The 13,403-nt window shown below is 73.1% G+C and carries 13 protein-coding genes; 4 read left to right on the top strand and 9 right to left on the bottom strand.

The genetic code is table 11. From position 1 onward, the window contains the following. Positions 1 to 79: 79 nt before the first annotated feature. The 7 genes from PSD17_RS31700 to PSD17_RS31730 form a co-directional block, all read right to left on the bottom strand. Positions 80 to 1,132, bottom strand: a complete 1,053-nt coding sequence (locus PSD17_RS31700; protein ID WP_013674226.1) for a zinc-binding dehydrogenase — start codon at positions 1,130 to 1,132, stop codon at positions 80 to 82. Then, the gene (locus tag PSD17_RS31705) at positions 1,129 to 1,944 is read right to left on the bottom strand and encodes an enoyl-CoA hydratase/isomerase family protein (protein ID WP_103382891.1); all 816 of its coding nucleotides are present in this window, start codon (positions 1,942 to 1,944) and stop codon (positions 1,129 to 1,131) included. Before PSD17_RS31705 ends, PSD17_RS31700 begins: the two co-directional genes overlap by 4 nt. Next, entirely contained in the window at positions 1,941 to 2,807 is an 867-nt protein-coding gene (locus tag PSD17_RS31710; RefSeq protein ID WP_339126012.1) for a branched-chain amino acid ABC transporter permease, read from the bottom strand. The genes PSD17_RS31705 and PSD17_RS31710 overlap by 4 nt, the downstream gene beginning before the upstream one ends. A gap of 3 nt (positions 2,808 to 2,810) precedes the next feature. Beyond that, positions 2,811 to 3,518, bottom strand: coding sequence for an ABC transporter ATP-binding protein (locus PSD17_RS31715; RefSeq protein WP_013674223.1), 708 nt, complete (start codon positions 3,516 to 3,518; stop codon positions 2,811 to 2,813). Then, positions 3,515 to 4,285, bottom strand: a complete 771-nt coding sequence (locus tag PSD17_RS31720; RefSeq protein ID WP_013674222.1) for an ABC transporter ATP-binding protein — start codon at positions 4,283 to 4,285, stop codon at positions 3,515 to 3,517. The genes PSD17_RS31715 and PSD17_RS31720 overlap by 4 nt, the downstream gene beginning before the upstream one ends. Continuing rightward, the gene (locus PSD17_RS31725; protein ID WP_103382893.1) at positions 4,282 to 5,337 is read right to left on the bottom strand and encodes a branched-chain amino acid ABC transporter permease; all 1,056 of its coding nucleotides are present in this window, start codon (positions 5,335 to 5,337) and stop codon (positions 4,282 to 4,284) included. The genes PSD17_RS31720 and PSD17_RS31725 overlap by 4 nt, the downstream gene beginning before the upstream one ends. A 121-nt stretch (positions 5,338 to 5,458) precedes the next feature. Next, positions 5,459 to 6,619: an ABC transporter substrate-binding protein gene (locus PSD17_RS31730; RefSeq protein WP_013674220.1), complete on the bottom strand. Its 1,161-nt coding sequence runs from the start codon at positions 6,617 to 6,619 to the stop codon at positions 5,459 to 5,461. A 221-nt stretch (positions 6,620 to 6,840) separates the two neighbouring features. Here PSD17_RS31730 and PSD17_RS31735 point away from each other — a divergent pair, with 221 nt between their 5' ends. After that, complete coding sequence (locus PSD17_RS31735; RefSeq protein WP_339126013.1) at positions 6,841 to 7,584, top strand: enoyl-CoA hydratase/isomerase family protein; 744 nt, start codon at positions 6,841 to 6,843, stop codon at positions 7,582 to 7,584. Then, a complete protein-coding gene (locus tag PSD17_RS31740) occupies positions 7,581 to 8,258 on the top strand; it encodes an enoyl-CoA hydratase/isomerase family protein (protein WP_339126014.1) in 678 nt (225 codons plus the stop codon). Before PSD17_RS31735 ends, PSD17_RS31740 begins: the two co-directional genes overlap by 4 nt. Positions 8,259 to 8,478: 220 nt before the next feature. Here PSD17_RS31740 and PSD17_RS31745 read toward each other — a convergent pair whose 3' ends face one another. Both PSD17_RS31745 and PSD17_RS31750 read right to left on the bottom strand, forming a co-directional pair. Further along, on the bottom strand, positions 8,479 to 10,065 hold the full coding sequence (locus PSD17_RS31745; RefSeq protein WP_339126015.1) for an AMP-binding protein: 1,587 nt from the start codon (positions 10,063 to 10,065) through the stop codon (positions 8,479 to 8,481). 224 nt (positions 10,066 to 10,289) lie between these two features. Continuing rightward, positions 10,290 to 10,916 (bottom strand): TetR/AcrR family transcriptional regulator, encoded by a 627-nt coding sequence (locus PSD17_RS31750; protein ID WP_013674216.1) that lies wholly within the window; start codon positions 10,914 to 10,916, stop codon positions 10,290 to 10,292. A gap of 151 nt (positions 10,917 to 11,067) precedes the next feature. Between PSD17_RS31750 and PSD17_RS31755 the strand changes: the two genes are divergently transcribed. Both PSD17_RS31755 and PSD17_RS31760 read left to right on the top strand, forming a co-directional pair. Continuing rightward, a complete protein-coding gene (locus PSD17_RS31755) occupies positions 11,068 to 12,144 on the top strand; it encodes a LacI family DNA-binding transcriptional regulator (RefSeq protein ID WP_013674215.1) in 1,077 nt (358 codons plus the stop codon). Next, positions 12,141 to 13,349, top strand: coding sequence for a CaiB/BaiF CoA transferase family protein (locus PSD17_RS31760; RefSeq protein ID WP_013674214.1), 1,209 nt, complete (start codon positions 12,141 to 12,143; stop codon positions 13,347 to 13,349). Before PSD17_RS31755 ends, PSD17_RS31760 begins: the two co-directional genes overlap by 4 nt. Positions 13,350 to 13,403: the final 54 nt, after the last annotated feature.

Below are 13,403 nucleotides of genomic sequence, written 5' to 3' on the forward strand. Positions count from 1 at the left end.
GCCAACCGCAACCGAGCCCTCGGACGAGCAGCCTGACCCGAAGGTTGACAGAGGATGTCTCATCTCGAATCCCCCCGATCTAGCGCGCCGGGTCCAGCAGGAGCTTGCCGAACACGCCGCGGTCCTCCAGAAGTCGTTGTGCCCCTTCGATCCCGTCGAGCCCGACGGTGTCCTGCACGACGGGGCGGAGCCGGCCGCGGGCGACCAGGTCCAGCACGTCGACGAGGTCCTGGCGCGAGCCGGCGAAGGAGCCGATGACCGTGTGCTCCTTGACGAACAGGTGCCACAGGTCCAGCGATACGGTGAAGCCCGAGTGCCCGCCCGAGGTGACCAGCCGGCCGCCGCGGGCCATGGCGTGCAGGCTGCCCTCCCAGGTGGCGGCACCGACGTGCTCGAACACCAGGTCGACGCCCCGCCCACCGGTCCACGCCCGCACCTGGTCGGCCCACTCGGGGTCGCGATGGTTGACGACGTGGTCGGCGCCGAGGTCGGCGGCCCGCGCCATCTTGTCCGGGCTGCCCGCGGTGGCCACGACCCGGGCGCCCGCGAGCCGCGCGATCTGCACCGCGAGCACCCCGATGCCCGCGCCCGCCGCGATGACCAGCACGTCCTCGCCGACCCGAACGTCGGCGCGGCGGCGCAGCATGTGCCAGGCCGTCGGACCGGTCACGGCGACGGCCGCGGCGGTGGCGTGGTCCATGTGGTCGGGGATCGGGAGCAGCTGCGCCGCCGGCGCGATCGCGTACTCGGCGTACCCGCCGTGGGTCTGGACGCCGTAGATCTTGCCGCGCAGGCACATGTTGTCCCGTCCGACGCGGCAGAACGCGCACTCCCCGCAGGAGAGGACGGGGTCGACGACGACGCGCTCGCCGCCGCGCCACTTCCTGACGCCCTCGCCGACGGCGGCGACGTCACCCGCGACCTCGGTGCCGGAAACGTGCGGGAGCGGGACCGCGGCGGGGGTCCTGCCGTCGCGGGTGAGCAGGTCGACCTGGTTGAGCCCGCACGCGCGCACCCGGACCAGCACCTCGCCCGGGCCGGGGGCCGGGACGTCCACCTCGTCGACGACGAGCCGGACCGTCCCCTCGATCTCGCGCAGCCGGGCCGCGCGCATGGTGGCCGGGACGGTCACTTCGCGCCCTTCTTCCGCAGGCCGTCCAGGTAGGCCGCCTTGCGCTCGGCGAACTCGGCGGACTGGAACGTCAGGCCGTTGGCGACGGCCTCCATCGCGAGCTGCTCGCGCAGCGGGCTCGTCGCGCCGTTGCGGATGACGAGCTTGAGCATCCGGATCGCGTCGGGGCCCATGGTGTTGAGCTGTGCGACGACCTCGTCGACCCTGGTGCGCAACGCTTCCGGGGAGTCGTGCACCTCGTTGACGAGGCCCCACCCCTCGCCCACCTCGGCGAGGACGGGCTTGCCCAGCAACGCCATCTGCAGCGTCCGCGACGGCCCGATCGCCTTCTGCGTCAGCCACGACAACCCGAAGTCCTGCACCACCGCGAGCGCCCCCGGCACCATCCAGAACCGGGCACCGCGGACCGCGAGCCGCAGGTCGCAGGCCATCGCGAGGCCGAACCCGCCCCCGCCGACGGCGTCGCCGTTGACCGCGGCGATCGTCGGGAACGGCAGCTCGTAGAGGCCCGCGATGATGCGGTGCTGCCAGTCGAGCAGGCGCTTGCCGCTGAACACCGTCGACGCCTGCTTCTCGTCGAGGTCCTCCATGAAGAACGGCGTCGACAGATCGACGCCCGCGGAGAACAGCCGGCCGCGGCCGGTGAGGACCAGGGCGGCGGCGTCCTCGTCGGCCGCGAGCCCGCCGACGGCGTCGAGCAGCTCCTCGAGCATCACGGGGTCGAGCGCGTTGAGCTTGTCGGGGCGGTCGAGGGTGATGCGGGCGACCGCCCCGTCGCGCTCGACGGAGATCGTCTCGTACTTCTGCGTCATACCTTCACCTTCGCCACCCGGCCGAGCAGGCCCGCCGGGCGGATCACGAGGACCAGGACGAACACCGCGTACACCAGCGCGGTGCGGAAGTCGGCCGACACGTAGCCGGCGAAGAACGCCTCCAGCAGCCCGAGCAGGATCGAGCCGGCGATCGCCGTCCCGATCCGGCCGAGGCCGCCGAGGATCGCGCCGACGAAGCCGATCAGCGCGAGGTTGAGGCCCATGTAGGGCGATAGCGTCAGCAGGGGGGCGGCGAGGATGCCCGCGACCGCGGCGAACACGCCCGAGACCGCGAAGAGGATCGTCGTCAGCCGGGCGGTGCGGATGCCCAGCACCTCGGCGGTCTCGGCGTCGGCGAACATGGCCCGCACGGCCGCGCCGCGCTTGCTGCCGAGCATGACGACGAGCCCGGTGAACAGGACCGCGGACACGACGACCACCGCCAGCTGGTGGGCCGAGATCGTCACGGCACCGAGCTGGAACACGGCGCGGCCGAACGGCGAGGGGGCCGGCACGTTCAGCCCACCCGCCGAGAGTCTGATGATCTCCTCGAAGACGATCGCCAGCGCGAACGACATGATCACCGCCGCCAGCATCGCCCGTCTCGCGGCCCACTTGTAGAGCAGGTTCCACGACACGACCGACACGACCGCCCCGACGACCAGCGAGATCACGATCCGCACCCACTGCGGCAGAGCGGGGAAGTACACGTAGGCGAGGTACCCGCCGAGCATGGCCTGCGCGCCCAACGCGAAGTTGACGAACCCGGTCGCGGTGTAGAGCACCGCGTAGCCGGTGGCGATCAGGCCGTAGATCGACCCCGTGACGAGGCCGGCGACGACGAGCTGCAGGAGCTTGTCCATCTCTCACACCGCCCCGAAGTAGAGGTGGGCGACGGCATCCTCGTGCGCCATCTCCTCGACGGTGCCACCGAGCAGGATCCGCCCACCGGACATGAGATATCCCCTGCTGCACAACGACATCGCCAGTGCCGCGTTCTGCTCGACCATGAGCACCCCGAGCCCGTCGGAGACCAGCCCGCGCACGGCCTCACCCACCTGTTCGTACACCACCGGCGCGAGCCCGAGCGACATCTCGTCGATCACCAGCAGCCGCGGTTCCTGCACGAGCGCGCGGGCGATCGCGAGCATCTGCTGCTCTCCGCCGGACAGCAGCCCGGCCGGCTGGGCGCGGCGCTCGCGCAACCGCGGGAAGCGGTCCATCGCGGCGTCGATGCGCGCACCGACCCGCCGCCCGCCGACGGCACGCACCGCGACCTCGAGGTTCTCCACGACCGAGAGGGGCCCGAAGACGTGCCGGCCCTCGGGGACGAGCGCGATCCCGGCGTGCGCGCGCGACCACGCGGGCCTGCCTGCGTGGTCGGTGCCCTCCCAGCGGACGGCGCCCGCCGTCGGCCTCGAGAGGCCCATGATCCCGCGCAGCGTCGTCGTCTTGCCGGCCCCGTTGGGTCCGACGAGGCAGACCGCCTCGCCGACCGCGACCTCCAGGCTGACCTCGCGAACCACAGGGACGTCGCCGTAGCCCACCGACAGGTTCTCGACCTCGAGCGTCATGCGGCGCTCCTGCCCAGGTAGGCAGTGATCACCTCGGGCATGACGCGGACCTCCGCGGGTGGCCCCTGGGCCAGTACGGCGCCCTCGGCCAGCACGGTGACGCGGTCGCAGATGCCCATGACCAGCCCGATGTTGTGTTCGATGATCAGGATCGTGTAAGCGGCGGCGGACAGGTCCCGCAGCACGCCCTCCAGCAGGTCGACGTCGACGCCCGACAGCCCCGCGGCGGGCTCGTCGAGCACCAGCAGCCGTGGCTCGGTCGCCAGCGCGCGGGCGATCTCGACCAGCCGCCGCCTGCCGTAGGACAGCTCGCCGACGTGCCGGTGCGCGACGTCGTCGAGGCGCAGCATCGCCAGCAGCTCCGCGCACCGCACGAGGCTCGCCCGCTCCTCCCGCGCGGTCCGCGGGGTGTAGAGCACGTCGTGCGGGAAGCGGTAGCGCAGGTGCCGATGCCGGCCGGCCATGACGTTGGCCAGCACGTCCTCGTCCTCGAACAGCTGCGAGGTCTGGAACGACCGTGCGATCCCGCGCGCGGCGAGCTTGTGCGAGGGCAGCCCCGTCGTCTCCTCGCCGGCGAAGTGCACGGTGCCGTCGTCGATGCGGTCGACGCCGGTGAGCATGTTGACCAGCGTCGTCTTGCCGGCACCGTTGGGTCCGATGAGGCCGTGGACCTCGCCCTCGGCGACGTCGACCGACACGGAGTCGACGGCGACGAGGCCGCCGAAGCGCCGGGTGAGGCCCCGCGCGCGCAGCAGTGGCTCGGTCACGAGCGCCCCTTCCGGTTCGCCAGTCGTCTGAACGACGTGGACATGGCGCCGCCGATGCCCTGCGGCAGGAACAGCAGGGTCAGGACGACGAGTGCCGCGTAGAACAGCAGCACGTACTCGGAGATCGCCTCACCGTCCACGGCACTGCGGAACCAGGTCAGCGCCACCGCCGCGACGAGCACGCCCGGCATGGAGCGCAGCCCGCCGACGATCGCGATCGTCAGCACCGTCGTCGTCAGGCCCAGGCCGAACACCGAGGGGTCGAGCACGTAGGCGTACGCGGTGTAGAGCGAGCCCGCGACCGCCGCGAAGGCTCCCGACAGCCCGAAGGCCAGGAACCGGTAGCGCCCGGTGTCGACGCCGATGCTGCGCGCCGCGATCGGCCCCTCCCGGCCCGCCATCAGGGCCCGGCCCAACCGGCTGCGGCGCATGCTCGTGATCATGACCATGAACACGATCAGGCAGCCCAGGCCGATCCAGTAGATCAGCAGCGGGTCGTCGAGCGTCAGCCCGAAGAAGTACAGGTCGAAGCCCGCGAGGCCCTGCGCCCCACCGAGATAGTCGATGTTGCGCACCACGTTCTCGCCGACGAAGCCGAACGCCAGCGTGGTCAGCGCCAGGTACAGGTCCGAGGCGCGCAGCGTGGCGACCGCCATGAGCAGCCCGACCAGCGCACCGGCCACCGCGACCAGCGGCAGCGCGATCGCGCCGTCCCACCCGAACTTGTCCATGAGTACGACGCCGACGTAGGCGCCGACGCCGAAGAAGCCCGCCTGGCCCAGGCTGAACAGGCCGGCGATGCCCATGAGGAAGTGCAGCGAGACCGCGAGCAACGCGATGATCGCCATGTAGGCCAACAGGAACTGCTGCGCACTGTCGATGCCCACGAAGGGCAGCGCGACCGCGGCGACCGCGAGCACCACCGGCAGCCCCCACCGCGCCCACTTCGGGGCGAGGTGGCGCTCGGCGGTGAACGAGGGCGGCTGCGGGTCGTCGGTCGTCGCGTCGAGCCGGGTGTCCGGCGACGCCGGGGTCGTGCTGGGGGTGCTCACCGATCCGCCTCCCGGTCGGACGGCCGCGGGCGGTGCCCGCGGCCGTCCTGGTCGGTTCTCGTCGTGCTGCTCGGCCGGCGCCGGTCAGGTCGGCTCCTGCGGCCGGGCCGGGCCGATCAGGTCAGCCCTGCGGCCACGCGGTCTCGAAACCGGTGCCGTTCCACTGGCCGATCGTCGAGTCGGTGAGGCCGCGGCGGTTGTCCTTGGTGAACGTCCACGACTTCGCGGCCTTGCCCGGCATGTTCGTCAGCGACTCCATGCCGGCCGTGATGTCGGCGGCCGTGAGGCCCTTGGCCTTCGCGGACTCCGCGACGCCCTTGGTCGCGTCGTAGGCCATGGCCGCGATCCAGCCCGGGTCCTTGATGCCGGCCGCGACGAACCGCTGCGAGAGCTCGATCGAGTTCGGGTCGGACGCGTTGTTCGGGAACCACGGCGAGACGATCATGTAGCCCTTGGCGTCGTCGCCCGCGAGCTGGATGGCGCCGGAGGCGTCCGCGCCGACCCACTGCCCGGTCACACCGTTCTCGCGCGCCTGGCGCAGCAGCTTCGCGACGTCGGCCGGGTCGGAGTCCGACAGCAGGATGTACTTGGGCTTCTTCTGGTTCAGCTCGACCATCACCGGGGTGTAGTCCGCCTGCGACGGGTCGTGGCCGATGTTGGCGACGGGCGTGATGCCGGCCGCGGCCAGGCCGTCGGCCTGCTGCTTGGCACCGCCGTTGCCGAAGTCGGTGTTGGCGTGGACGATCGCGACGCCCTCGCCCGGCTGCAGCTTCGCCTTGACGAAGTCGACGACGGTCTTGTTGTTGACGTCGTTCTGCGCGCTCCAGCGGAACGTGTTCGTGTACTTGTCGGTGATGTCGGGCAGCACCGCGAACACCGCGTGCGGGGTGTCGGCCCGCTGGGTCACCTCGGCCGAGGGCAGGATGTCAAGACTGACGACCGGCCCCATCACCAGGGGCATCTTGTCGCTGGTCACTGCGTCGCGGGTCTTGCTGACGCAGATCGCCTGCTCGCTCTGGCAGTCGTAGAACTTGGGCTCGATCGTGAAGGGGTACTGCCCCGACGCGTTGAGGTCCTTGACCGCCTCGTTGACGCCCGCCTGCAGCTGCAGCCCGTACGGCGCGTACTTGCCGGTGAGCTCGGCGACGACCGCGAACTGCAGGGTCTGGTTGCCCGCGCCCGAGCCGCCGGAGTCGGACGACCCGCCTCCGCCACAGCCCGCCACCAGCAGCGCGGTCGCGGCGGCCAACGCCACGCCCAGTCGGTTTCTCCACCGCGTCATTACGGCTCCTCCGGGGTCTTCGGACAGGCACGACCGACTGGTCGGTCGGGTGCTGGCCCGAAACCCTAGGGGCCGCCACACAGGTCGTCAAGGAACTCTTCGGACACGCCCCGCACCTGGGTCGAAACGCGCTCTGACCGCGCTTGACACCGCACGGAAGGGCACGCCAGTCTCTCGACCGACCAGTCGGTCGCGTTACGGATCGCCTTGGAGGACAGCCCGTGCAGGCGTCGACGCCCGATCCCCGCGGTGTCGCGCCGCGGCCCGCCCGTGACCCCGTGGCCGTCGTGGAGCTCGCGGCCGGGTCGGCGACCGACGCGCTGACGGAACTGGTCGCGACGTTGGCCGCGCTGCCGCCAGGCACCCGCGCCGTCCTCCTGCGGCTCCCGTCCGACGCCGCCGTCGACCGGCCGGTCGACGAGGACTCCGTGACCGCGTGGCAGCAGGCGCTGTCCGCCGTCGAGGACCTGCCGCTGCCGACCGTCGCGCTGCTCGCCGACCGGTGCACCGGCGTCGCGTTCGACCTCGCGCTGTGCTGCGACGTCCGCGTCGCGCCGGGCACCGTCGTGGTCCGTGCGCCCACGCCGGCGGCCGGGGCGCTCCCGGTGGGCGGCACGGTCGCACGGCTCGTGCGTGCGGTGGGGCAGGGCGTCGCGCGCGACCTGCTGATCACCGGCCGGACCGTCGAGGCGCCAGAGGCGCTGGCGTGGGGCCTGGTCACGCGCCTGGTCCCGGACCCGGCGACGGCGCTCGAACTCGCCGCGAGCCTCGCCGCGCTGTCCCCCGAGGCGCTCGCGGCGACCAAGCGACTCGCACTGGGGGCCTCGCAGGACTCGTTCACCGCCGGGCTCGCCGCCGAGCTGTCCTTGTGGCGCACCGTCCGCGCGGGCGCCAACGCACAGGAGGGCCTCTCGGCGTTCGCCGAGAAGCGGGACCCCCGGTTCACCGGGCCGGACGGCCGGTGAGCGGCGTCGCGTTCGGACGCCGTCCCGGGGTCCACGTCGGACTGCACGACGCCGTGGCGGAGATCGTCATGGACTCGGCCCCGGTCAACGCCTTCGACCGGCCGTTCCTCGAGGCGGTCGGCGAGGCACTGGCGAGCGTCCCGGCGGGGACCCGCGCCGTCGTCGTGAGCAGTGCCGTGCCGCGCATCTTCGCCGCGGGCGGCGACATCCCCTACATGGCCCGCGCCGACCTCGCCGAACAGGTGTCCTACGTGGAGCTCTGCCAGCAGGTCTACGGCGCGTTCGAGCAGGTCGGGGCGCCGACGATCGCCGCGGTCGACGGCGCCTGCCTCGGCGGCGGCCTCGAGCTCGCGCTGTCCTGCGACATCCGCGTCGTCGCGCCGGGCGTCCGGCTCGGGCTGCCAGAGGCCACGCTCGGCATCCTCGCGGGCGGTGGCGCGATCCACCGGATCGTCCGGGCGGTCGGCCAGGCCCCGGCCCGCGACCTCCTGCTCAGCGGACGGCGGATCACCGGGGCCGAGGCCGTCGACATCGGACTGGCGAGCCGGCTGGCCGAGCCCGGCAGGGTGACGACCGCCGCGCTCGAGCTGGCCGCGGAGATCGCGGCGGCGGACCCGGCGGCCGTCGCATCGGTGACGCGCGCGGCCCGCTCGGTCCTCCCCGTCGGCCCGTAGCCCCGCCCCGACCGCAAACCCGGCGCTGCGAACGCGCCCTGCGAGGACCGTCAGGTTGCGCGCCACGACCCGGCCGCAACCTCGCTGCTGCAAAACAGCCGCACGAGGACCGTCAGGTTGCGCGCCACGACCCGGCCGCAACCTCACTGCTGCGGAACGGCCGCGCGAGGACCGTCAGGTTGCGGTCGGAGGGGCGGCGCGCCGGAGGAGGCCGGGCGCCTCACAAGCGTCTCGACGGGCCGCCGTCCCACATCCCCGGCCGCAGGCCCTCCGCGCGCAGCTCGGCCTTGCGCACCTTCTCGGTCGCGGTGCGCGGCAGGGACTCCCGCACGTCGAGGTAGCGCGGCACGGCGAAGTACGGCAGATCGGGGGTGACGAACGCGCGCAGCTGCGCGGGGTCGACCGTCCGCCCCGGCCGCGGGACCACGGCCGCCGCGACGGCGTCCTCGCCGAACTCTCCCGGCAGCCCGAACACCGCGGCCTCGGCGACGTCGGGATGGCGCAGCAGCGCGCGTTCGACCTCGACGCTCGAGACGTTCTCCCCCGACACCCGCAGCGCGTCCTTGCCGCGGTCGACGTAGTAGTACCAGCCCTCGTCGTCGCGTCGCAGCAGGTCACCGGTGTGGAACCACTGGTTGCGCAGTACCTGCGCGGTGTGCTCGGGGTTGCGCCAGTAGCCGAGCGTGCCCGCGAACGCGACCGTCGGACGGGTCACGAGCTCGCCCAGCTCGCCCGGTCCGACGGGCTCGTCGTCGGCGTCCACGAGATCGACGGCGAACCCAGGGGCGGGCTTCCCGCACGACCCGGGCCGGCGCTCACCGAAGGGGATGCCGATCGGCATCCCGGTGTCGGTGGAGCCGTAGACCTCGGTCGTCGGAACGCCGAACCGGCGCTCGAACTCGTGCCGGTCCGCGGGCAGCGGCAGCACCATCGCCAGCCGCAGCCGGTGCGCGGTCTCGGCGGGCGTGGGCTCCTGCCGCCACAACAGCGCGCCCATGGCGCCCATCATGTTCGTGACGGTCGCGCCGCAGTCGGCGAGGTCCGACCAGAACGTCCGCACCCCGAAACGCGGTGCCACGACGACCTTCGCGCCGGTCAGCAGGCCCGGGACCAGCGCCGTCAGCAGCGCGTTGATGTGGAAGAGCGGCAGGCAGGTGTGGATCACGTCGTCGGCGGTGTAGCCCATGACCCACGTCGAGGTGTCCGCGAAGGTGAGGGCGGTGGCGTGGCTCCACATGACGCCCTTCGACAGGCCCGTCGTCCCCGACGTCAGCAGGATCGTCGCGACGTCCCACGGCTGGATGTCCGGCGCCGGCATGACGGGCTCCGCGGCAGGCTCCAGCCGGTGCGCACCCGGCAGGGCATCCACCGACCAGAGCGCGGTCGGCGCCGCGTCACCGGTCAGCGCCGTGAGGTTCGGGGCGAGGGCCGCCTCGGTGACGAGCGGGCACGGCAGGAACTGGCGCAGCGTCTCGGCGAGCGCCCGGCCGCGCAACGCCGTGTTGAGCGGCACCGCGACGGCGCCGAGGGCCGAGCACGCGAGGAACGTCGTGAGGAACTCGGGGCGGTTGCCGACGAGCAGCGCCACCCGGTCACCGCGCCCGATCCCCCTCGCGCGCAACGTCGCGGCCATCCCGCCGACGGCCTCGTGCAGCTCGGCGGTGGTGAAACCGCGGGCACCGGTGAACTCGACGGCGGGCCGGTCCGGCTCGGCCGCGGCCGCCGCGGCGAGGATGCCGTGCAGCGTCCAGCCCGAGTCGCGGAGCCTGCGCGGGCGGGTCGGAACCGGCTGGGCGGTACGGGTCACGGGACCTCCCGACGTGCGACCGCCGCCGGGCAACGTCGCCCGACCGACCAGACGGTCGGGGTCACGCTACGACATCACGCCCGCCGCCCACCAGGACGAGACCGGACGTCCGCCCGGGGGCCGTCGGCCGGCCGCCGGCTGCGACGACGAGCGTGCGTGCGTGCGTGCCAGGATCCGGCCGGCTCGCGACGCCCCTCGCCATCCCTGACCGACGACAGAGCGGGTCAGACGTCGAGACGGTCGGCGTGGCCCTCCAGGACCTCGGGGCCGGTGGCGATGCCCGACATGAAGATCTGCCAGAAGTAGCGGGCGATGACCTGGTGGGTGAGCGGACCGCCGGGGCGGTACCACTGATAGGCCCAGTTGCACATGCCGAAGAAGGCGAACGTCGTCAGGCCGGGGTTCTCGACGCGGAACTCGCCCGCGGCGGCGCCCTCCTCGATCAGCTGCCGGACGGTCTCGGTGTAGCGGTCGCGCATCTCCCGGGCCACCCGCCCCTCCTCGCCCGGGATCTCGCGGTGGTGTTCGAAGTAGACACGCAGGTGCCCGGGGCGCGTCTCCAGCAGGCCGAGGATGTCGTCCATGACGCGCAGCAGGATCTCCGCGCGCGGGAGCTTGTCGGCCACACGCTGCTCGAGCCGGTCGGTGAGGTCGTGGACGAGCTCGTCGTGGATCCAGATGACGATCTGGGTCTTGCTCTGCACGTGGTGGTAGAGGGTGGGCTTCTTGATCCCCACGGCCGCGGCGATGTCGTCCATCGACGTGGCGTGATAGCCGCGCTCGTCGAACAGCCGGGCGGCCGCCGCGACGATCTCGGCCCGCCGGGCCGTACCCTGGGGCGCCGCCTTCATGGGTCCCCTCCTTCACTCGCTCGGACCAGCGAGAATAGCCGACGACACGACCGTCCGGTCGGTCGGTGTTGCCCTCACCGCGTGACGATGGTCTACTGCCGGGACCGCGGAATGTAAGCCTTTACACCGCACGGACGACGACGGGACGGTCATGACGGGACGGGGGCGACGGGGCGCCGTCGGGGTCGTCGACCTCGCACGCGAGCTCGGCGTCTCCACGGCGACGGTCTCGCGCGCGCTCAACGGCAGCGGCGCCGTCCGGCCCGAGCTCGCCGCCCGGATCCGCGCCCACGCCGAGGCGCGCGGCTACGTCCCCAACCGGCTCGCCCGCGCCCTCGCGTCGACGACGAGCGACGCGTTCGTCGGGTTCGTCGTGCCGTACGTCGACACGCTCGCCTACTCGGCGGTCGCCGCGGAGTGCGCCGGGGTGCTGGCCGACCGCGGCACGCAGATGATCCTCACGATCACCGGCGACGACCCGCGCCGCGAGCTCGACCAGCTGCGCGAGCTCGCGGCCAGCCGGATCTCCGGGCTCGTCATCTCCGCCACGACCGGAATGCTCGACGCGAGCCGCGAGCTGCTGGCGACGATGCCCGTCGTCGAGCTGCACCGGGCCGGGGGCCTGCAGGCGCCGGGGGTGTTCAGCGACGACGAGCAGGCGGTGGTCGACACCGTCGCGCACCTGGCCGCCCTGGGGCACACCGACATCGCGTTCCTGGGAACACCGGTCGCGCTGTCCAACGGCGCGGCCCGGCTACGGGGCTGGCGCCGCGGTCTCGCCGCCGCCGGGCTCGAGCCGGCGCCGTCGCGCACGCTGCTGCTCGCACCCACCCGCGACAACGGCACCCTGGGCGTCGCGCGGCTGCTCGACGGCCCGGGACCGCCGCCGACGGCGTTGATCGTCGCGAGTGGCTCGCTCTCGGTCGCGGCGGCGACGGCGGTGCTGGCACGCGGGTGCCGGGTGCCCGACGACCTCTCGCTCGTCGTCTACGGCGACCCGGAGTGGTTCGCGCTGGCCGATCCCCCGCTCACCACGATCGCCGTCGACTACGGCGGGCTCGCCAGGCAGGTCGCGCGGCTGCTGCTCGACCTCCTGGACCCGCCCGCAGCGGGACCGCCCGGACCCGGGCCCGTGCTCGTCGCCCCCCGACTGCACCCCGGCGGCTCGACCGCTCCGCCGAGCGGGGTACCCGAACACCAGACCGATCGTCGACAGGAGCGCACGTGACCCCCTCCCCCGCCGCCGGACCGCTCGCCGGGCTGCGCGTCATCGACGCGGCGACGCTCGCCGCGGGCCCGCTCGTCGCGACCTGGCTGGGCGAGTTCGGCGCCGAGGTGATCAAGATCGAGCAGCCGGACGGCGGCGACCCGCTGCGGCAGTGGGGCGCCCAGCGCGACGGCGTCGGCCTGATGTGGAAGAGCCTGGGGCGCAACAAGAAGTCGGTGACGTTGAACCTGCGCGAGGAGGCCGGCCGCGACCTGCTGCGCCGGCTCGCCCGGTCGGCGGACGTCCTGGTGGTCAACCTGCGGCCGTCCACATTGGAACGGTGGGGACTGTCCTACGACGCGCTGGCCCCCGAGCACCCCGGGCTGGTGATGCTGCACGTCACCGGCTACGGCGCCGGCGGGCCGAAGAGCGACCGCCCCGGGTTCGGGACCCTCGGCGAGGCGATGAGCGGGTTCGCGCACATGACCGGCCACCCCGACGGCCCGCCCACGCTGCCCGCGTTCATGCTCGCCGACGGCGTCGCCGCGCTGACCGCGACCTACGCGGTCATGATGGCGCTCTACCACCGCGACGCCCGCGGCGGCGCCGGGCAGCTGATCGACGTCAACCTGATCGAGCCGCTGGCGCGGCTGCTGGAGCAGCCGGTGCTGACCTACGACCAGCTCGGCGAGGTCCCCACCCGGATGGGCAACCGCTGGGACATCTCCGCGCCGCGCAACACCTACCGCACCTCCGACGGCAAGTGGCTGGCCATGTCGGGCAGCGCCCCGTCGATCGCGATGCGGGCACTGCGCGCCGTCGGACGCCCGGACCTCACGTCGGAACCGCGGTTCGCCGAGGCGCAGCAACGACTCAAGCACGCCCCGGAGATCGACGCGGTGATGGCCGAGTGGATCGGCGCGCACACCCTCGACGAGGCGATGGCCGTCTTCGAGGAGGCCGAGGTCGCCGCCGCCCCGATCTACGACGCCCCGCAGCTGCTCGCCGACCCCCAGCTCACCGCCCGCGACGTCTACCCGACCCTGTCCGACGACGAGCTCGGCGCGATGCGCGTGCAGGCGCCGGTGCCACGGATGTCGGCCACCCCGGGCGGCATCGAGCACCTCGGCGCCCCGCTCGGCGCCCACAACGACGACGTGTACGGCGGCCTGCTGGGCCTGTCGTCGGCCGAGATCACGACGCTGCGCGACCGCGGCGTCATCTGAGGTCCGTCCCCCGATGAGCCGATGACCCCGACGACCCCGACGAGGAGGCGCTCC

The sequence above is a fragment of the Pseudonocardia sp. D17 genome (assembly GCF_036984265.1).
Taxonomy (GTDB): Bacteria; Actinomycetota; Actinomycetes; order Mycobacteriales; family Pseudonocardiaceae; genus Pseudonocardia; species Pseudonocardia benzenivorans.

Excerpts from the sequence above, each read along its gene's own strand:
- PSD17_RS31750 (WP_013674216.1), bottom strand. The coding sequence starts at position 10,916 with ATGAAGGCGGCGCCCCAGGGTACGGCCCGGCGGGCCGAGATCGTCGCG.
- PSD17_RS31730 (WP_013674220.1), bottom strand. The coding sequence starts at position 6,619 with ATGACGCGGTGGAGAAACCGACTGGGCGTGGCGTTGGCCGCCGCGACC.
- PSD17_RS31705 (WP_103382891.1), bottom strand. The coding sequence starts at position 1,944 with ATGACGCAGAAGTACGAGACGATCTCCGTCGAGCGCGACGGGGCGGTC.
- PSD17_RS31710 (WP_339126012.1), bottom strand. The coding sequence starts at position 2,807 with ATGGACAAGCTCCTGCAGCTCGTCGTCGCCGGCCTCGTCACGGGGTCG.
- PSD17_RS31755 (WP_013674215.1), top strand. The coding sequence starts at position 11,068 with ATGACGGGACGGGGGCGACGGGGCGCCGTCGGGGTCGTCGACCTCGCA.
- PSD17_RS31715 (WP_013674223.1), bottom strand. The coding sequence starts at position 3,518 with ATGACGCTCGAGGTCGAGAACCTGTCGGTGGGCTACGGCGACGTCCCT.